Annotated in this window: 17 protein-coding genes; 5 read left to right on the plus strand and 12 right to left on the minus strand. The window is 70.3% G+C overall.

All coding sequences use genetic code 11. From position 1 onward, the window contains the following. Nucleotides 1-1,611 (minus strand): phosphatase PAP2 family protein, encoded by a 1,611-nt coding sequence (locus ACN4JJ_RS14790; protein WP_440710645.1) that lies wholly within the window; start codon nucleotides 1,609-1,611, stop codon nucleotides 1-3. A gap of 127 nt (nucleotides 1,612-1,738) precedes the next feature. Further along, the gene (locus ACN4JJ_RS14795) at nucleotides 1,739-3,346 is read right to left on the minus strand and encodes a hypothetical protein (protein WP_440710646.1); all 1,608 of its coding nucleotides are present in this window, start codon (nucleotides 3,344-3,346) and stop codon (nucleotides 1,739-1,741) included. 74 nt (nucleotides 3,347-3,420) lie between these two features. Here ACN4JJ_RS14795 and ACN4JJ_RS14800 point away from each other — a divergent pair, with 74 nt between their 5' ends. Further along, the gene (locus tag ACN4JJ_RS14800) at nucleotides 3,421-3,543 is read left to right on the plus strand and encodes a hypothetical protein (RefSeq protein WP_440710647.1); all 123 of its coding nucleotides are present in this window, start codon (nucleotides 3,421-3,423) and stop codon (nucleotides 3,541-3,543) included. Between the two features lie 77 nt (nucleotides 3,544-3,620). Here ACN4JJ_RS14800 and ACN4JJ_RS14805 read toward each other — a convergent pair whose 3' ends face one another. Further along, nucleotides 3,621-4,100 carry a MarR family winged helix-turn-helix transcriptional regulator gene (locus ACN4JJ_RS14805; protein ID WP_440710648.1) on the minus strand — a complete coding sequence of 160 codons (480 nt, stop codon included), beginning with the start codon at nucleotides 4,098-4,100 and terminating at the stop codon, nucleotides 3,621-3,623. Nucleotides 4,101-4,232: 132 nt separating this feature from the next. Between ACN4JJ_RS14805 and ACN4JJ_RS14810 the strand changes: the two genes are divergently transcribed. Beyond that, a complete protein-coding gene (locus tag ACN4JJ_RS14810; RefSeq protein WP_440710649.1) occupies nucleotides 4,233-5,390 on the plus strand; it encodes an LLM class flavin-dependent oxidoreductase in 1,158 nt (385 codons plus the stop codon). A 40-nt stretch (nucleotides 5,391-5,430) separates the two neighbouring features. Then, nucleotides 5,431-6,159, plus strand: a complete 729-nt coding sequence (locus tag ACN4JJ_RS14815; protein ID WP_440710650.1) for an NADPH-dependent F420 reductase — start codon at nucleotides 5,431-5,433, stop codon at nucleotides 6,157-6,159. A gap of 28 nt (nucleotides 6,160-6,187) precedes the next feature. On the opposite strand, the gene ACN4JJ_RS14820 is transcribed toward ACN4JJ_RS14815, so the two are convergent. Together ACN4JJ_RS14820 and ACN4JJ_RS14825 are read right to left on the minus strand one after the other, a co-directional pair. After that, complete coding sequence (locus tag ACN4JJ_RS14820; protein ID WP_440710651.1) at nucleotides 6,188-6,961, minus strand: SDR family NAD(P)-dependent oxidoreductase; 774 nt, start codon at nucleotides 6,959-6,961, stop codon at nucleotides 6,188-6,190. Continuing rightward, the gene (locus tag ACN4JJ_RS14825; RefSeq protein ID WP_440710652.1) at nucleotides 6,958-7,383 is read right to left on the minus strand and encodes a nitroreductase/quinone reductase family protein; all 426 of its coding nucleotides are present in this window, start codon (nucleotides 7,381-7,383) and stop codon (nucleotides 6,958-6,960) included. Before ACN4JJ_RS14825 ends, ACN4JJ_RS14820 begins: the two co-directional genes overlap by 4 nt. A 43-nt stretch (nucleotides 7,384-7,426) precedes the next feature. On the opposite strand from ACN4JJ_RS14825, the gene ACN4JJ_RS14830 reads away from it, so the two are divergent. Both ACN4JJ_RS14830 and ACN4JJ_RS14835 read left to right on the plus strand, forming a co-directional pair. Further along, the gene (locus tag ACN4JJ_RS14830) at nucleotides 7,427-7,981 is read left to right on the plus strand and encodes a TetR/AcrR family transcriptional regulator (RefSeq protein WP_440710653.1); all 555 of its coding nucleotides are present in this window, start codon (nucleotides 7,427-7,429) and stop codon (nucleotides 7,979-7,981) included. A 62-nt stretch (nucleotides 7,982-8,043) separates the two neighbouring features. Beyond that, on the plus strand, nucleotides 8,044-9,276 hold the full coding sequence (locus ACN4JJ_RS14835) for an exonuclease domain-containing protein (RefSeq protein ID WP_440710654.1): 1,233 nt from the start codon (nucleotides 8,044-8,046) through the stop codon (nucleotides 9,274-9,276). A 74-nt stretch (nucleotides 9,277-9,350) separates the two neighbouring features. On the opposite strand, the gene ACN4JJ_RS14840 is transcribed toward ACN4JJ_RS14835, so the two are convergent. From ACN4JJ_RS14840 to ACN4JJ_RS14870, 7 genes are all read right to left on the minus strand, one after another. Next, on the minus strand, nucleotides 9,351-10,388 hold the full coding sequence (locus ACN4JJ_RS14840) for an ABC transporter permease (protein WP_440710655.1): 1,038 nt from the start codon (nucleotides 10,386-10,388) through the stop codon (nucleotides 9,351-9,353). After that, entirely contained in the window at nucleotides 10,385-11,923 is a 1,539-nt protein-coding gene (locus ACN4JJ_RS14845) for a sugar ABC transporter ATP-binding protein (RefSeq protein ID WP_440710656.1), read from the minus strand. Before ACN4JJ_RS14845 ends, ACN4JJ_RS14840 begins: the two co-directional genes overlap by 4 nt. Then, on the minus strand, nucleotides 11,920-12,858 hold the full coding sequence (locus ACN4JJ_RS14850; RefSeq protein WP_440710657.1) for a sugar-binding transcriptional regulator: 939 nt from the start codon (nucleotides 12,856-12,858) through the stop codon (nucleotides 11,920-11,922). The genes ACN4JJ_RS14845 and ACN4JJ_RS14850 overlap by 4 nt, the downstream gene beginning before the upstream one ends. Continuing rightward, complete coding sequence (locus tag ACN4JJ_RS14855) at nucleotides 12,855-14,369, minus strand: FGGY-family carbohydrate kinase (RefSeq protein ID WP_440710658.1); 1,515 nt, start codon at nucleotides 14,367-14,369, stop codon at nucleotides 12,855-12,857. The genes ACN4JJ_RS14850 and ACN4JJ_RS14855 overlap by 4 nt, the downstream gene beginning before the upstream one ends. Before the next feature lie 133 nt (nucleotides 14,370-14,502). After that, on the minus strand, nucleotides 14,503-15,480 hold the full coding sequence (locus ACN4JJ_RS14860) for a substrate-binding domain-containing protein (protein WP_440710659.1): 978 nt from the start codon (nucleotides 15,478-15,480) through the stop codon (nucleotides 14,503-14,505). Between the two features lie 139 nt (nucleotides 15,481-15,619). Then, complete coding sequence (locus tag ACN4JJ_RS14865; protein WP_440710660.1) at nucleotides 15,620-16,483, minus strand: aldehyde dehydrogenase family protein; 864 nt, start codon at nucleotides 16,481-16,483, stop codon at nucleotides 15,620-15,622. Then, a complete protein-coding gene (locus ACN4JJ_RS14870) occupies nucleotides 16,480-17,997 on the minus strand; it encodes an aldehyde dehydrogenase family protein (protein WP_440710661.1) in 1,518 nt (505 codons plus the stop codon). Before ACN4JJ_RS14870 ends, ACN4JJ_RS14865 begins: the two co-directional genes overlap by 4 nt. Nucleotides 17,998-18,007: the final 10 nt, after the last annotated feature.

An 18,007-nucleotide genomic window follows, 5' to 3' on the forward strand; every position in this document is an offset into this window, starting at 1 on the left:
CTACCGTTCCTGCGTGAGGCGGCGACGACGGCCGGCGATCAGCGCGAGCGCGAGGCCCGCGATCAGCACCGAGCCTCCCCCGGCAAGAAGGAGGGCGGGCATGCCCTGCACGTCGGCTCCCGTGTTCGCGAGGCCCGGGGCCGGGGTGGCGGTGCCCGAGGGAACCGGAACCGGGGCAGGAGTGGGCGTGGGCGTCGGGGTGGGCGTCGGCGCGGCCAGCACGGTCGCGGCGCCTCCGACCGACACCACGGTGACGGTGCCGTCGGCGTTCAGCTGCACGGTGGCGCTGGTGGCGGCGGCGAGGTCGACGCGCTGCCACGATCCGGCTCCCGATGCGGTCTGGTCGAGGGCGTAGCCGGAGTCGATCTCGGTCTGCGCCAGCACCGAGCTGCGCTGCGCGTCGGTGAGGGTGGGGAACGTGGTGAGCAGCAGGTTCTCGGCGCCCGCGGGCACCGCCGGCGCCAGTCCGGTCTGGCCGGCCGGCGCGAAGGCGTAGGTCATCCGCTCGTCATAGGCGACGAGTCCAGATGCCCGGTCGGTGACGATCTGCGCGGTGCCTCCCGGCATGGCCTTGCCGTCGTAGGGGTCGTTCGCGTAGGCCTCGCCGCGGGCCGCGCAGGCGGCGATCGTGTCACCGCACTGGGCCTCGAGGTAGCCGCGCAGTTCCGCGATGGCGGGCGCGAACTCACTCGCCACGAACTCCGGGTCGGACCAGAGGGCCGCGATGGCGGCGTGCCCGCTGATGCGACCGCCCATGATGTCCAGCGGCGAGTGCACGCCCAGAACGAGGCGGTCGTTGCCGTTCTCCGAGGCGCGGGTGAGGATCTCGGGGGCGAGTTCGGGCAGCATCGTCGCGAGCGTGATGCCGGCCTGGTAGGCCGTGGTGGTGTGGCCGCTGGGGAAGCTGCCCGAGGTGCACAGGCCCTCGTAGTCGGGGTTCAGGTCGACCGGGCCGTCTGCGAAGTCGCCGGTGCCGTCGGTGGCCGGCGCGACCTCGACGATGTTCAGGTTGCCCTCGGCGTCGGCGTAGGGCTTGCCGATGCGGTTGGCCTGCAGCGAGGACGCGTTGACCGTCGCCGGGTCGCAGGGCTGCCCGTCGGAGGGGCCGGCCTGGCTCGGCAGGAACGGGCGGGGGAAGCTGTAGGCGTCTTTCGCCGCACCGGTCGAGACGAAGGCGCCGGCGGTGCCGTCCTCGCTGTTGATGAGCGCGCTGGTCAGTGGCAGAGCGCCGCTCTGGCGGCCCTGCACGTAAAGCGGGCCGAGCACCGATCCGAGGCCGGTGGAGATGGTGATCGACTGGTCGTAGCTGTCGGGGCTCTCGCCGTATTCGGAGTCCTGCAGGGCCGCGAACTGCTGGGCGGGAGTGGCGTTGTTGTTGATCCAGGTCACCTGCTGGTCGTTCTCGGCCAGCACGGTGGCGTCGACCACCGCACCGTGCAGCGGGTTTCCCGCCTCGGGAGTCCAGTAGTCGGAGAAGCCGTCGAGCAGGGTGACGAGATCGGGCTGCGCCGGCTCGCTCACCGGAGCGGCCATCGCTCCACCCGAGGTCACGGTGACGGCGAGAACCGCCCCCGCGACCACTGCAACCATCGATCCGCGCACCGGCTTCATGAAGCACCCCATCGTGTCCCGGCCTCGGCGCACCCCCCGTGGATGGTCGACACGGCCGAGATCACCCTAGAGGAGCATGAGCATCCGGCACGAGGGCTTGCGAAGTCGGGTGCCGGTTCGCTAAGCGTCACGCACCCGGTCGCGTCGTGCCCTTCCGCGAGGTGACGTCGCCGAGAAACTCCTCGAAGGAGGGGAAGAGGCGGTCGCGGTCGCGCGACACCCGCTCGGCCTCGAGACCGATCTGCAGCACGTCCCGGAGCGGCAGTGCGTCGGCGTCGAGCCGGGCGCGCAGGTCCGCGACGCGGTCGAACGGCGAGAACGAACCGGATGCCTCGTGCGCGCCGTCGCTCGCACCCCCGCCCGTTCCCGAGCTGGGGGGCGTCGAGATCCCGAGTGCCGCCTCGAGCGAAGCCAGGTCGGGCAGAACGCCGAGCCCCGCCGGAACCTCCGGCGTCGCGATGGCGATGCGCGCCGGCGTCGGCACCGGCAGCACCCGCACCTGATCGGTCAGCGCCACGTCCTCGCCGTGGGCGTTCGTGGCGCGGACCCGGATGCGTCCGGTCTGCCGCGCGGTGAACCGTTCGGAGACGACCCGCCCGCCGACCTCGCGCGTGATGTCGGCGCGCCCCGGCATCTCGATCGTGAGCTGCTTCGCCCCGCGGAGTTCGACCTCGAGCCGGATCTCATCCCCCTCCGCCACGAGCGCCGGGCTCACCGAGACGCTCCGGATGCTCGGTGCCGTCAGGCTCTCGACGATCACGCCGCGCAGGTACCGGTACCAGTCGGCGGCGCCGGGCCGAGCATCCGGAGCACCCTCGAGGGCGTCGTGCATCATCCGCTGCCCGGTCTCGTCGAGCACGCTCCGGATGCGGTCGGCATCCCGGCTGCGTTCGAGCCCGTCGCCGGCCGGCGCGAGCATACGCAGGATCAGCAGTGCGAGCTTGTAGCGGTCGGTCTCGGCCGACTGCAGGGAGGGAGCCCGCGACATCGACGGCTCCGTCTTGCCGTCGCCGGCATCCGCGTTCTCGATGGTCTCGGGGGCGGCCCATCCGGCGCTGTTGCGCTGGAGGCCAGGGTCGCCCGACTCGCCGCCGACGGTCGCGCCCTCGCACCCCACCACGAATGCCTCGGCCACGTCGCCGGCCCCGAACAGCACGGACTGGTCGGAGAGGTCGCCGAACACCACCCCGTGCCGATGCAGCAGCTCGAGCAGCAGGCACACCCGCGCGAGCACCGTGGCCCGCGCCACCAGATCCCGCTCCCCCACCGCCGCCGCGCCGGCCCGCCGGGCCCGCTTCGGCGCGACCACGAGCCACTTGGCCTGCTGCGGCACCTTGCCCGGGTTCTTCTCCTCGGCGGGCAGGTAGTAGAAGGGATGCGCGGCCAGCGGCACGAGGCATCCGACCACGTCTCCGCCGTCGCCCTCCACCACGGCCAGCGGCCAGGCGGCGAGCCCGTCGAGCAGCGCACGCTCGCGCGCGTCGAGCCCCCAGCGCAGGGCGACCAGCCGCGAGAGCGCGGCGGAATCCCAGTGCGTCGCGTCACGATCCCGGATGCTCACCACGGCGACCCCGCCCTGGTGCCCCGGCACGGTGAACGCCTCGAGCCGGTGCACCTCGGTCGCAGCCCCGCTCCCGATGAGCGACCGCGCCCCGAGGTCGACGTCGCGCACACGGATGCCCGCCCCGCGCGACACCACCGGCTGCTGCGGTTCCTGCTCCCGTTCTTCCGACACGAGGAGCGAAACTACCGCACCGGAATCCGCGTTCCCTGAGGCACACTCGTGAGGGGGCCGGGAATCAGAGCCCCGTGCGCAGGGGCGTCGAAGACGTGCTCTACACGAAGGGCAAGGACGGCCTCTGGTCGGCCAACCCGTGGATCGTCACGATCGCCAAGGGGATCGCCGCCGAAACCCGCAAGGACGGCTCCTGACGAGCAGTGCCGCTGACGGATGCCGCCACCAGGCGCCTGTTTCGGTTAGCCATGCAGGAATACCGGCGACCGACGCCTTATACGGGGTCGGTCCTCGAAATATCGGCATCCGCTAACCGCATCTCGATGTCTCGCCGGGCGAGGTGGGCGCGCAGGGCGCGAGAAACGTCTTCGACCGCCCCGAGCCCGCTCTCTTCGCCTGCCCCGAAAGCCTCGATGAACAGCTCTTGCACGGCACGGAGGTGCGCCACCGAGGCGCGGCGGAACGCTGAGGCGCCTTCCGTGGTCAGCACCACTTCGGCCCCGCGGCTGTCTGCGGCGAACGCCTCCCGCGTCACGAGGCCCCGCGCCTCCATGCGACCGAGATGATGCGAGAGGCGGCTGCGCTCCCAGTCGATGGCGGTGGCCAGATCGGACGGTCGTATCCGGTTTCCGGCGGCCTCCGACAGCGCGAGCAACACCGCGTAGTCCCCCGTCGACATCCCCGACTCGGCCTGCAGCCGTGCCGCGAGGAGAGAACGGATGCGGTCACCCGTCTCCACGAAGTCGCGCCACACGCGAAGGTCGTGCGCGGTCGGCGACCGGCGGTGGCCGTCGGGGCGGGAATGTTCCACGCATCCTCCTAGTTGACATGTCAATCATAAGGATGCGGCGCACCACCGCAATCGCCCCAGCCCCAGGAGGCACCCGTGAGCACGGCCACCACCCCCACCCCCACCGGTTCACTCGAATTCGGTCTGAACACCTTCGGCGACGTCCCGACCGACGGCAGCGGTCGCACGCTGTCCGACGCCGATACCGTGCGCCTGGTGGTCGAGGAAGGCAAGCGTGCCGAGCAGGTCGGCCTCGACGTCTTCAGCGTGGGCGAGCACTACCGCGAGGGCTACGTCGACTCGGCCACCCCGGTGCTGCTGGCCGGCATCGCCACGGCGACCGAGCGCATCCGTCTGGGCACGGCGGTCACAGTGCTCAGCACGAACGACCCGGTGCGGCTCTACAACGAGTTCTCGACGCTGGACGCGATGTCGAACGGGCGGGCGCAGCTGGTGCTGGGGCGAGCATCCCAGATCCAGTCGTTCCCGCTGTTCGGCTACGACATCGCCGACTACGAGACGCTGTTCGAGGAGAAGCTCGAGCTGTTCATGAAGCTGCAGCGCGAGATGCCGACGACGTGGTCGGGGACGGTTCGCGCGCCGCTGACCGAGCAGACGCTGCATCCGCAGATGCGTCCGGGTGGCATCCCCACCTGGATCGGCGTCGGTGGCAGTCCCAATTCGGTCATCCGTGCCGCCCGCTACGGACTGCCGCTCATGCTGGCGATCATCGGTGGTGAGCCGGAGCGCTTCGCGGGTCACGTCGACCTGTATTTCCGCGCGCTCGAGCAGTTCGGCCAGCCGATGCAGCCGGTCGGCCAGCACGCGCTGGGCCTGATCGCCGACACCGACGAGGAGGCCTCCGAGACCTGGTGGCGCGCGTGGGAGCCGATGGTCACGCAGATGGGCCGCGAGCGCGGCTTCTACCCGCCCACGCGCGAGCGCTACGAGCTCGAGCTCGCCACGGGGGCGCTCTTCGTAGGCTCCCCCGAGACGGTGGCGCGGAAGATCGTGCGGATGACGCACGAGCTGCACATCAGCCGCTTCGACCTCAAGTACGACATCGGCGGCCTGCCGGTCGACGCGCGGGCCCGCACGATCGAGCTCTTCGGCACCCGCGTCGCGCCCCGCGTGCGCGAGCTGCTCGCCGCCGAGCGCCGCGAGCAGTCGGAGGCGGGGGCGGGGGTGACCTCACCGTCGCAAGAAGCGCCGACCACCCACCCCGTTCACCCGATCGGCGCCACCCATTCCTGAGACAACGACCACCGACCCCGCCCACTCACCGGAGCACCCCATGCCTGAAACCCCGCTCACCCACCCCACTGACTCCGCCCTCCCCACCATCGGCATCCTCGGCGCCGGCAAGGTCGGCACCGTCCTCAGCCGCCTGCTCCTCACGGCCGGCTACCGCGTGCTCATCGCCGGTTCCGGCAGCCCCAGCAAGATCGCGCTCATCATCGACGTGCTCGCCCCCGGAGCCCACGCGACCACCGCCGAGGAGGTCGCCCGCGACGCCGACATCGTCATCCTCGCCCTCCCCCTGGGCAAGTACCCTTCCATCCCGGCGCACCTGCTCGAGGGCAAGCTCGTCATCGACGCCATGAACTACTGGTGGGAGGTCGACGGCATCCGCGACGACCTCAACGACCCCCGTGTCTCGACGAGCGAGCTCATCCAGTCCTTCCTCCCCTCCTCCCGAGTGGTGAAGGCCTACAACCACATGGGCTACCACGACCTCGACGAGGGCCCGACCCCGGCCGGCACGCCAGGCCGCAAGGCAATCGCGGTCGCCGGCGACGACGAGGCCGCACTCGCCGCCGTCGCCACGCTCGTGGACGCATCGGGCTTCGACCCGGTGCTCGCCGGAACCCTGCATGACAGCATCACCCTCCAGCCCCACAGCCCCCTCTTCGGCGCCAACTTCACCGCCGATGAGATCCAGGATGCGCTGAGCAGCTTCCCGACGACCGAGCGTGGCCTCGAGGTGGCGGCAGCGCGCTCGCAGGCGGTGCCGACCTCCTAGTAGGCCGCAAACCGATCACCCGGCGCACTCAGAGCAGGCTTCCTCCCGAGACCTCGAGGCGTTCGGCGGTCACCCACCGCAGGTCGTCCGAGGCCAGTGCCGCGATGGCATCCGCGATCTCGGCGGGCTCGCCGACCCGGCCCAAGGCAGTGCTGCCGGCCAGGATGCGACGCACCTCGGGGTCGTCGCGCATGGCGCCGCCGTTGAAGTCGGTGGCCGTCGGGCCGGGTGCGATGCTGTTGACCCGGATGCCGCGGGGTCCGAGTTCGACGGCGAGACTGCGCGTGAGCGACTCTACGGCCGCCTTCGAGGCGGAGTAGAGCGAGGTCCCCGGGCTGACGTGGCGGGTGAGCGACGTCGAGACGGTGATGATGCGCCCGCCGTCGACGAGGTGCGGTGCCAGCGCCTGGATGAGGAAGAAGGTGCCGCGCAGGTTGGTGCCGACGACCGTGTCGAAGTCGGCAGGCGTGACCTCAGCCAGCGGCCCGAAGAGCCCGACGCCCGCGTTGTTGACGAGCACGTGCAGACCGGACACGCCCCAGCGCTCCTCCGCGTGCCGCACAGCCGCGTCGCGGAAGGCGGCGAACGAATCGATGTCGGCCAGATCGAGCCGTTCCGCCAGGGCGTCTCCCCCGGCATCCCGGATCTCCTGAACCACGCGCGCCGCCTCGCCCGCGTCGCCTCGGTAGGTGAGCACGACCCGGATGCCCCGGCCGGCGAGCGCGAGCGCGGTCGCGCGCCCCAATCCGCGGTTCGCGCCGGTGACGAGGGCGACGCGAGGCCCGGTCTCGGTCGCGGTCATCGCGCTGCCTGTTCGGTGAACTCGACATGCACGAGCGGGCTCCCCTGCATCCATTCGTCGAGCGATCCGACGGGTTGGCGGATGCCGGCCGGGTGACAGGGCTGATTGAGGTCGGCGATGATCGCCGAGAAGACGGCCTCGCGGATGCCCGGGTCAAGGATCGGGGTCCCGACGGCGGGCAGGTCGGCGCGAACCCCGTTCTTGAGGTGGAACGTGAAGGCGGGATTCGCGACGAGGTTCGCGTACCAACTGCGCCGGGCGGGTGAGGTGGAGAGGTAGATCTGCCCGTCGACCCGGTAGAACCACACCTCGATGCGGCGGGCGCGCCCGGTGCGAGCGCCGATGGTGGTGATGTCGATCGTGCGCTCGCGTGCCCGGCTCGCCGGGGTGATGGCGAGCGCCTGTTCGATCCGCGGATCCATGTCGCTCCTTAAGTAAGTATTCATTTACTTATACGCTAGCACCATGGTGCAACGAGATGCGGAGGCGACGCGGGCGAAGATCCTGTTGGCGGCGCGCGAGGAGTTCGCCGCGCACGGTTACGCCGGCGCCCGGATCGACCGCATCGCCCGGGTGGCCGAGAGCAATGTGCGGATGATCTACGCCTATTTCGGCAACAAGAACGGCCTCTTCGACGCCGCCTTGGCCGATGCGATCACGCGGATGGCGGAGGCCGTGCCGCCGATCCCGAGCGACCTGCCGCGCTGGGTGGGCGAGCTCTACGACTTCCATCGGGACACCCCCGAGGTGCTCCGCATCTGCCTCTGGGCGCAACTAGAGCGCCCCGAAGCGGCATCCGAGCCCCTCGAGGCCTACCTCAGCAAGGCCGAGGCGCTCCAGTCGCAGGCGTCGTCGACCTTCAGCGCGGTCGACCTCCTAGTCATCATCTACGCCATCGCCCAGGCCTGGCAGACGGCCCCCGTCGGCCTGCTCTCGGCCGACACCCGGGCGACGGATGCCTCGCGCCGAACTGCCGCCATCGCGGCGGTCGCGCGCATCCTCGAGCCCGATGCCGACTAGGAGCCAAGCGCCCCCACTTCTAGGGCGAGAGGATTGCGACACCTGTCGGATACGGTAGCCGGATGGGCGCACCCGGCTTTGCCACGATCGACTTCGAGACCACCGGTCTCTTCCCGAACGGAACCGATCGCGCGATCGAGGTGGCGGTCGTCCACTCCGACCCGGACGGCACGATCACGGGCCGCTGGGACACACTCCTCAACCCGGGCCGCGATCTCGGCCGGCAGGACATCCACCGCATCTCGGCCGCCGAGATCCTGCGAGCGCCCACCTTCGCCGACATCGCGCCCGAACTGATCGAGTTGCTCGACGGCCGGGTGCTAGTCGCTCACAACGCGTCATTCGACACCCGCTTCCTCCTAGCCGAGCTCGCCCGGGCAGACGTCTGGACCAGCAACGACCTCGTCTCGGTCTGCACGATGCAGCTCGCCCGCGTGTATCTGCCCGGCTCGGGCCGGGCACTCGTCGACTGCTGTGCCGCGTTCGACATCCGGCTCGAGGGCGCACACCGCGCATCCGTCGACGCCCACGCCACAGCACAACTGCTCGCCTCGTACATCGCGCACTCGGAAGACCGCTCCGGATGGTCGGACCACCTCGACCGCGCCGCCACCTATTCCTACGGGCGCCTCCCCAGCCGGGGCACGCCGTGGTACCCGCGGGAGCACGCGCAGAGCGGCAATGACCACCACTTCCTGGAGCGCATCACCGACAGCCTCGGCGAGTTCTCGGGGCCGGAAGAGCACAACGAGTACCTCGCTCTGCTCGACCGCGCGCTCCTCGATCGCGTGCTGTCGGTACACGAGGCCGAGGGACTCATCCAGCTCGCCGGATCGCTGGGCATCAGCCGCACAGCGTGCGAGAAGCTCAACCTCGAATACTTCTGGATGCTCGGTGCAGCGGCCTGGTCGGACGGCGCCCTCACCGACGCCGAGACCGCCGACCTGCTCGCGGTAGCCGCCCTGCTGCGCATCTCACCCTCGCAGATCGAGAAGGTGCTCACTCCCCCGGAGGTCGCGCCCGCCTCGCCCAAGCACCCTGGCACGTCGCTCGGTGGTTTCGCGCTGAACCCCGGCGACCTCGTGACCCTCACGGGAGAGATGTCCCTCCCCCGCGAGCGCTGGCACGACATCCTCGTGGCCAACGACCTGGTGCCGAAGGATGCCGTCACGAAGAAGGTCAAGCTCGTCGCGGCCGCCGACCCCGACTCCCTCTCCGGCAAGGCGAAGAAGGCCCGCGACTACGGCATCCCGGTCGTCAGCGAGCAGGGCCTCGCCGCCCTGCTCGGCCTCTGATCGCACCCCTCCGCGCAACGCGTGCGGTCACTCACCGAGGAGTCGCTGAGCGCTCTTCAACCGAAGTGGACCGGCTAGCCGATCGCCCGCGCGCGTGAGTCGATGAACTTGTTGAGCACGAGCGCAAGCAGCAGGATGATCCCGGTCGCCACCATCTGGAAGAACGAGCCGATCCCCATCAGGTTGAACAGGTTCTTCAGCACCGACAGCAGCAGAACGGCGATCACGGTTCCACTGATCGAGCCCCGCCCGCCGAACAGCGAGGCGCCGCCCAGCACCACGGCCGCGATGGCGTCGAGCTCCGCGCCGGAGAAGGCGGTGGGCTGCGCGATGGTGAGGCGGCTGGTCAGCAGGATCCCGGCGAGCGCAGCCGTGAGGCCCGAGATGCCGAACACCGCGGCCTGCACCCACTTCACCGGCACGCCGGAGAGGCGAGCGGCCTCCTCGTTGCTGCCGACGGCGTAGACGTACTCCCCGAAGGTGGTGAAGCGCAGCACGGCCGCCGCGATGATCGCCACCGCGATGAAGATGATCCCGGTGATCGGGATCACGCCGAGGTAGCCGCCGCCGATGATCGTGAAGGCCTCGGGCAGGTCCTGCCCGACCGGCTTGCCGTCGGTGAGGATGTACGCCACGCCCCGGATGGCCGTGAGCCCTGCGAGGGTCACGATGAACGCGGGCAGCCGCACCCACGCCGCGATCGAGCCCATGATCAGGCCGGCTCCGCAGCCCACGGCGAGCGCCAGCAGGATCGCCAGCGGGATCGGCACCATGCCGTCGAGCGCGATCGCCACCACCATGCCGCTGAGGGCCGCCGTGCTGCCCACCGAGAGGTCGATGCCCGAGGTGAGGATGACCAGCGTCATGCCGATGGCGATGATGCCGGTGAGGCTGGACTGCTGGAGCAGGTTGGAGATGTTCCGCACCGAGAGGAAGTCCGGCGAGAGGATCGAGGCGATCACGATCACGATCACGAACACCACGAGGAGGTTGCCCTTCAGCAGCCAGCGGCCGCTGCGCTGGCGCCAGATCTCCTTCCGGTTCGGTCCGTCTGGTGTGCCCGACCCCGTGGGCCCCGTCGGCTGCACGTCGGGAATTGTGACGGTGCTCATGATGTCCTCCCACTGATGATGGTGTGTGTGATGGTCTCCTCGGAGTCGGTCCGGGGATCGAATTCGGCGGCCTTGCGGCCTTCGTGCAGAACGATGATGCGGTCGGCGTTGGCCATCAGCTCGGCGAGTTCGCTGCTGGCCACGAGGATGGCGGCGCCGCCCTCGGCCAGCTGCCGGAGCTGCCGGTAGAGGTCTGCCTTCGCGCCGATGTCGAGACCGCGCGTGGGCTCGTCCAGCAGGAGCACCCGGATGCCCCGGGTCAGCCACTTGGCGAGCACCACCTTCTGCTGGTTGCCGCCCGAGAGCTGGCCGACCGGCTGATTCGCGTTCGCGAACTTCACCCCGAGTCCGGTGAGCACCGGCTTGGTGAGCGCGCGCCCCCGCTCGTGCGGCATCAACCAGGGCGGTCGCCCGATCGACGAGATCGCCGCGTTGCGCGAGATCGAGAGTCCGAGCATCAGTCCCTCGGTCTTGCGACTCTCGGGGACGAGGCCGAAGCCTGCGGCGGTCGACTCGCGCACCGAGCGGTTCCGTAGCCTCTTGCCGGCCAGGGTCATCCGGGTGTGGGCCCGGCGTCCGCCGAAGACGGCCGAGAGGAACGTCGTGCGTCCCGCGCCGCCGAGACCGGCGAGCCCCACGATCTCGCCCGGTCGCACCGCCACGTCGCGCACGTCGATCACGCCGGGGACGGTCACCTGCTCAGCCACGAAGAGCGGGTCGCCCGCCGGTGCCGGCCGGTCGATCACGGCGGTGAGCTCGGAGGTCTTGTCACCGATCATGTCGGCGATCCAGCGGTCCTGGCTGGTCTCGGCCACCGGGTAGCGCGCCGCGTGCCGGCCGTCGCGGAGCACGGTGACGGTGTCCCCGATGCTCTCGACCTCGTTGAGACGGTGCGAAATGTAGATCACCGAGCATCCTTCGGCCTTGAGGCTGCGGATGACGCGGTACACCTTCTCCACGTCGGCCCCGCCGAGGGTGGCCGTCGGCTCGTCCATCACGATGATCTTCGCGTCGGTGGTGAGCGCGCGGGCGATGGCCGTGAGCTGCTGATCGGCGATCGGCAGGTGGCCCACGACGGCGTCGGGCGAGAAGGTGGCCCCCACCCGGTCGAGGAAGCCCTGGGCCGCGAGCCGGCGCGCGCGCCGCTTCAGGATGCCTCCGGCGCTCGGCGAGTGGCCGAGGAAGAGGTTCTGCGCCACGGTCAGGTCGGGGAAGAGGTCGAGCTCCTGGTAGATCACCGAGATGCCGGCGGCGATGCCGTCCTGCGGCCCGGCGAACGACTGCGCGACGCCGTCGATCAGGATCTTCCCGCCGTCGGGCAGGTACGAACCGGAGAGGATCTTCATCAGCGTCGACTTGCCCGCGCCGTTCTCGCCCAGCAGGCAGTGCACCTCGCCGGGCGCGACCCGCAGGTCGGTGCCCTTGCAGGCGTGGGTGCCCGGGAACGACTTGTCGATCCCGCGCATCTCGAGCCGGTAGTCGGCCGCCGGTGTGGCATTCGGTCTCGCGTCCGTCTGGATGGGGATGGTGGTCATGACGCCTCCAAGAGGAACTGGGCGGTTTCGCGATCGGTGATGAGGATGCCGCACAGCTGGGACCGCACCAGCGCCAGGCAGGCGGCGTGCTTCGGGCGCCCGGCCATCACGGCGATCGAGCGGCGCGAGCGGCGCAGGGCGTCGAGCGAGATGCCGATGGTGCGGTCGTCGAGCTCGGCGTCGACGATCTCGCCGCGGGCGTCGATGAACCGGCCGAGCACGTCGGCGACCGCGCCACGGGAGACGAGGGCGGCCATCTCCTCGGGGGTGATGTAGCCGCTGTCGACCAGCACCGAGCGCTCGTCGACGACGCCGGCGCTGTAGAGGTAGGAGTCGGCCTTCTCCGCACGCTCGAGCACGGAGCGCAGGGCCCGGTCGCTCTCCATCGCGCGCTTGGTGGCGAGGTGCTCCAGGATGGCGGGGCTCGGCACGAGCGCGGCCGATCCGCCGGCCTTGTGGGCGATGATCGACGCGGTGATGGAGGCGGTGCTCTCGCGCTCGTTGGCGCTGAAGCCGCCGTTCACCTGCACCACGTCGACCCCGGAGCCCCAGCCCTCGCCGAGCGCGAGCGCGACGTCGTGCAGGGTGCGTCCCCAACTGATGCCCAGGTTCTGGGGGGCCGGCGACATCGTCTCGAGGAACCGGGCGGCGGCCACGGCCACGAGACCGCGCAGCTCCTCCTGGCCGGCACCGCCCGTGGCGGCCACGACGGCACCGGCGAGCCCGTACTTCGCCGCGAGCTCGCGTTCGAGTGCGAACTCGCGGGTGTGCGGATGCACGACCTCGATGCGCACGAAGCCGCGGTCCCGGGCGGTGGCGAGCAGCTGCCCCACCTTCCAGCGGCTGAGGCCCATCTGCGTGGCCACCTCGTCCTGGGTGTTCTCGGTGCCGTAATACAGCTGAGCGGCCTGGAGGGCGAGCTCGTCGTCGCTCATCGGGCGGCCAGCCGGTGCAGGGCGTGGTGCACGAAGGTGGTGGCGGCGGTCGCCCCACGATAGACCGCGTAAGCCTCGTCGAACAGCCCGGTCACGGTCGGGTCGTGCTCCACCGGCACGGCCTTCGGCACGAAGAGCCGGCGGGTGGTCGCGAGATCGGACGCTCCCCCGCCTCCCGACGCGGCGGCCGCGATCGCCGCGCACGCCATCAGCGTGAGGTTCTCGCCCGAGACCAGTCGCACCGGCCGGCCGAGCACGTCGGCCATCGTCTGCAGCCAGAGCGCGTTGTGCCGGATGCCGCCGGTCACGAACACCTCGCTGGTGTCCACTCCGCACGCGGCGAAGCTGTCGAGCACCTGCCGGGTGCCGTAGGCCACCGACTCGACGGTGGCGCGATAGAGCTGGGCCGGCGTGCTGCCGAGCGAGGCGCCCAGGATGCCGCCGCGCAGCAGCGGATCGCGCAGCGGCGTGCGGTTGCCCATGAAGTTGTCGAGCACCATCAGGCCGTGGCGCACGGGCGCCTCGGCCGCGGCATCCGAGATGAGGGCCTGGATGCGGTCGCGGTTGTAGCCGAGCACGCGTTCGGCGAGCCAGGTGAGCGAGGAACCGGCGGAGACCTGTCCGCCCTCCACCAGCCACTTGTCGGCGCTCAGGGCGTGCGGATACGGGCCCCAGATGGTGGGCGAGAAGAGCGGTTCGTCCATCTCGGCGATGAACGCGTTCGAGGTGCCGGCCACGATCGAGACCGGATGCGCGCTCAGCGCCTGCAGCGGGATGAGCGAGAGGTGCGCGTCGATGCCGCCCACCCCCACCACGGGGCGGTTGCGCAGGCCCAGCTTCGCGGCCGCCTCCTCGCTGAGGGTGCCCGCCACGTCGCCGACGGCCTCGATCCGCTGGGGCAGCTTCGCGCCGAGGTCGCCGACGCCGAGCATCTCGTACAGATCGTGCGGAACGGTGGGTTCACGATGGTCGTAGTTCCACTTGCAGGTGGCGTTCATCCGCGACCCGACCCATTCGCCCGTGAGGCGCCAGGTGAGGTAGTCGACCGATTCTCCGATGAAGGCCGCATCGCGGTAGAGCTCCGGCTCGTGCTCGGCCACCCACATGGCCTTCGGCACCAGCCACTCCGAGGAGTCGGATCCGCCGGAGAAGGCGAGCGCCGGATGCTCGGTGGTCGCCGTGCGGGCCGACTGCTCGGTGGCGCGGGCGTCCATCCAGAGGATCGCGGGGCGCAGGGGCCGGCCGTCCGATCCGAGGAAGACGACAGAGGACGCCGTGGTCGCCACCGCGATGCCGTCCACCTCGTCCAGACCCGCCTCGGCGAGCGCCTGCCGCGCCGCATCCGCAGCGCTGTTCCACCAGGCGATCGGATCCTGCTCGGCCCACCCGGGCCGAGGAAAGTCGGTGGGATAGACCGCGCTGCCGTCGCCGATCCGCTGCCCGTGCTCGGTGAACACAGCGGATCGGGCGCTCTCGGTTCCGATGTCGATAGCGAGATAGTGGGAAGGCATGGCACTCAGCTTCTTCGGTGGGTGGTGAGTTCGGGGGTGGGTGATGCGGAAGCCCGCATCCGTCAGCGGCGGCCCGGCGCGAGTGCGCGGAGGGCCACGGCCGACGGATGCGGGTGCATCGGCGTATCGTTCGTTACTTGTTCTCGGCGAACAGGGTGTCGCCGACGTACTTGGCCGCGTTCTCCTTGGTGACGAGGGCGGTGCCGGCGTCGATCTCGGCGTCGACCGCCTCGCCCGCTGCCGCCTTGAGGGCGGTCTCGGCGGCGATGGAGCCGAGCGAGATCGGGTCGTTCAGAGCGGTCGCGAGGTACTGGTCGCCCTCGTCGATGGCGTCGACGGCCTCCATCAGTCCGTCCACGCCGGCCACCAGCACGTCGGTACGGCCGTTCTCCTTGAGCACCTGCAGCGCGCCGAGGGCCATGTCGTCGTTGTGGGCGTACACGGCCTTGACGTCAGGGTTGGACTGCAGGAGGTCCTGCATGGCCGTGACAGCGTTCGAGCGGATGTACTCGGCGTACGGGCCCGCCACGATCGTGACGGCGCTGTTGCCCTCGAAGGCGGAGTGGAAGCCCTCGGAACGGTCCATGGCCACGGTGCCTCCCGCGTCGCCCTGGATCTCGATGATCTTGCCGCCGGCGCTGCCCAGGGCGTCGGAGACGGCGCCGCCCACCAGCTTGCCCATCTCCACGTTGTCGCGGCCGACGTGGGCGATGGCCCCGTCGGCGGAGCGGTCGACGGTGACGACCGGGATGCCCGCGGCCTTCGCCGAGGCAATGCTGGGGGCGATGCCCTGCGGGTCGACCGGGTTGATCAGCAGCACGTCGACGCCCTTGGTGATGAGGTCTTCGATGTCGTTGTTCTGCTTGGTCACGTCGCCGTTGGCGTCCACGTACTCGAGACCAGCGCCCGCGGCCTCCGCGGCCTGCTTCACGCCGTCGCCGAGCTCGACGTAGAACGGCGACTGCTGCGTGGCCTGGCTGAAGCCGATGGTGACGGTGCCGTCGGACGACCCGGTTCCGGTGTCGCCACCGGGGGTGGTCGATACCGAGCACGCGGACAGGACGAGAGCGAGGGGCGCGGCCACGGCCACGAAACGGATTGCTTTCTTCATCTGAACCTCCTTGGTCAGAGTTGGTGAACGACTACAGGATGGCGGCGGAGCGGAGCGGGATTCAACGAATGTGGGGCAGTTTGCTCATCTGCGCAGACATTCTCGGGTCGCTCCGCTCACGCGCGCACCGCCTGGGTGCTCACAGGAGCGACTTGGTGTGCCAGACGGTCTTCGTCTCGGTGAAGGCGACGATGCGCCAGAGGCTCGGCTCGGCGAGGCCGCCGTCCACCGGCGGCAGCACGCGCTTGAGGGTCTCGGCCGCCGTGCGCTCGAGCTCGGCCCAATCCAGCGACTCCGCGCCGGCCAGGTCGAGAGCGTTGACGTCGGCGTGCGCCGCCAGCCAGGGCGCGATCTCGGCCGGCGCACCGGTGAGCACGTTCACCACTCCCGCCGGCACGTCGCTCGTGGCGAGCACCTCGGATAGCGAGATCGCGGAGAGCGGCGCATCCTGGTCGGCCACCACCACCACGGTGTTGCCGGACAGGATGATGGGCGCCACCGTGCTGACGAAGCCGAGCAGGCTGTTCGTGCGGCCCTGCGGTGCCACGAGCGCCACCACTCCGGTGGGCTCGCTCACCGAGAGGTTGAAGTACGGCCCGGCGACGGGGTTGGCACTGCCGGTGACCTGCTGGTACTTGTCGGCCCAGCCGGCGTACCAGATCCAGAGGTCGATGGCCTCGTCGACCTGACGGGAGGCCGCCGCGGCCGACCCGCCCTCGAGGGTCACGATCTCGTCGACGAACTGCGCCCGGCGGCCCTCGAGCAGCTCGGCGATGCGGTACAGCACCTGCCCCCGATTGTAGGCCGTCGCTCCCGACCAGCCCTTCACGGCGGCGCGGGCGGCCACGACGGCATCCCGCCCGTCTTTGCGCGATGCCTGGGCGGCGTTGGCCACGAAGGCTCCCTTCTTCGACACAACCGGGTAGGTGCGCCCGGACTCACTGCGCGGAAACTTTCCGCCGAGGTAGAGCTTGTAGGTCTTCGGAACGGCGAGACGGCTCATTTGCCGGCTCCTTTCGGGCTGCGGCTCGTGGCGGAGCGGGAGGCGGTCACGGTCTTCACCGCGGATGCCGCCGCCGTGTCGGAGGGTTCGAGGTAGGCGGTGAGGCCGGGGCGTCCGCCTTCGCGGCCGTATCCCGATTCCTTGTAGCCGCCGAAGGGCGAGGCGGGATCGAACTTGTTGAAGGTGTTGGTCCACACCACGCCGGCGCGCAGCCGGTCGGCGACGGCGAGCACGCGCGAGCCTTTGTCGCTCCAGATGCCGGCCGACAGCCCATAGGGCGTGTTGTTCGCCTTCGCGATCGCCTCGTCGGGAGTGCGGAAGGTGAGCACGCTGAGCACCGGCCCGAAGATCTCCTCCCGGGCGATCCGGTGGCTGGTCGATACGTTCGTGAAGATCGTCGGAGCGAACCAGAACCCTTCCGAGGGCAGCGCGCAGTCGGGACTCCACCGGGTGGCCCCCTCGGCCTCGCCGATGTCGGAGAGACCGCGGATGGTGGCCAGCTGCGCGGCCGAGTTGATCGCGCCGATGTCGGTGTTCTTGTCCAGCGGATCGCCCACGCGCAGCGTAGACATCCGCTCCTTCAGGCGCTCCACCACCTCGTCGTGCACGTTCTCCTGCACGAGCAGCCGCGACCCGGCGCAGCACACCTGCCCCTGGTTGAAGAAGATCCCCGACACGATGCCCTCGATTGCCTGATCGATCGGCGCGTCGTCGAAGACGATGTTCGCACCCTTGCCGCCGAGTTCGAGCGTGAGCTTCTTGCGGGTTCCGGCGAGGGCGCGGGCGATGCCCTGCCCAACCCCGGTCGAGCCCGTGAACGCCACCTTGTCGACATCCGGATGCGCCACCAGGGCGCCGCCCATGCCGCCCGGTCCGGTCAGGATGTTCACCACGCCGGCGGGCAGCTCGGCCTGCTGCAGGATGTCCGCGAACAGGATGGCGGTCAGCGGTGTGGTCGACGCGGGCTTCAGCACCACGGTGTTGCCGGCTGCCAGGGCGGGCGCGATCTTCCAGGCCAGCATCATCAGCGGGAAGTTCCACGGAATCACCTGGGCCGCCACGCCGAGCGCGCGCGGGTTGGGGCCGAAGCCGGCGTGATCGAGCTTGTCGGCCCAGCCGGCGTAGTAGAAGAACCAGGCCGCGACCGTGGGGATGTCGAAGTCGCGGGTCTCCTTGATCGGCTTCCCGTTGTCCAGCGACTCCGCCACCGCCAGCTCGCGGGAGCGTTCCTGCACGAGGCGCGCGATCCGGAAGAGGTACTTCGCGCGCTCGGCGCCGGGCATCCGCGACCAGGTCTTCTCATAGGCGTTCCGGGCCGCCGCCACCGCACGATCGACGTCGGAGGCGTCGCCGCCGGCCATCGTGGCGATCGTTGCGCCGGTCGCGGGCGACACCGTCACGAAGGACTCGCCGTGCCCCTCGACGAACTCGCCGCCGATGAACAGGCCGTATTCGGGTTTCAGATCGAGGATCGCCGTCGACTCGGGAGCCGGAGCATATTCGAGGAAAGACATCAGCAGGTTC

Origin of the sequence: Herbiconiux dendrobii (genome assembly GCF_052048175.1) — a bacterium.
Taxonomy (GTDB): domain Bacteria; phylum Actinomycetota; class Actinomycetes; order Actinomycetales; family Microbacteriaceae; genus Herbiconiux.

Bases quoted from the DNA above. Each gene is read 5' to 3' on its own strand.
- ACN4JJ_RS14790 (WP_440710645.1), bottom strand. From the start codon at position 1,611: ATGAAGCCGGTGCGCGGATCGATGGTTGCAGTGGTCGCGGGGGCGGTT.
- ACN4JJ_RS14815 (WP_440710650.1), top strand. From the start codon at position 5,431: ATGCCTGAAACCCCGCTCACCCACCCCACTGACTCCGCCCTCCCCACC.
- ACN4JJ_RS14820 (WP_440710651.1), bottom strand. From the start codon at position 6,961: ATGACCGCGACCGAGACCGGGCCTCGCGTCGCCCTCGTCACCGGCGCG.
- ACN4JJ_RS14825 (WP_440710652.1), bottom strand. From the start codon at position 7,383: ATGGATCCGCGGATCGAACAGGCGCTCGCCATCACCCCGGCGAGCCGG.
- ACN4JJ_RS14830 (WP_440710653.1), top strand. From the start codon at position 7,427: ATGGTGCAACGAGATGCGGAGGCGACGCGGGCGAAGATCCTGTTGGCG.
- ACN4JJ_RS14835 (WP_440710654.1), top strand. From the start codon at position 8,044: ATGGGCGCACCCGGCTTTGCCACGATCGACTTCGAGACCACCGGTCTC.
- ACN4JJ_RS14840 (WP_440710655.1), bottom strand. From the start codon at position 10,388: ATGAGCACCGTCACAATTCCCGACGTGCAGCCGACGGGGCCCACGGGG.
- ACN4JJ_RS14845 (WP_440710656.1), bottom strand. From the start codon at position 11,923: ATGACCACCATCCCCATCCAGACGGACGCGAGACCGAATGCCACACCG.
- ACN4JJ_RS14850 (WP_440710657.1), bottom strand. From the start codon at position 12,858: ATGAGCGACGACGAGCTCGCCCTCCAGGCCGCTCAGCTGTATTACGGC.
- ACN4JJ_RS14855 (WP_440710658.1), bottom strand. From the start codon at position 14,369: ATGCCTTCCCACTATCTCGCTATCGACATCGGAACCGAGAGCGCCCGA.
- ACN4JJ_RS14860 (WP_440710659.1), bottom strand. From the start codon at position 15,480: ATGAAGAAAGCAATCCGTTTCGTGGCCGTGGCCGCGCCCCTCGCTCTC.
- ACN4JJ_RS14865 (WP_440710660.1), bottom strand. From the start codon at position 16,483: ATGAGCCGTCTCGCCGTTCCGAAGACCTACAAGCTCTACCTCGGCGGA.
- ACN4JJ_RS14870 (WP_440710661.1), bottom strand. From the start codon at position 17,997: ATGTCTTTCCTCGAATATGCTCCGGCTCCCGAGTCGACGGCGATCCTC.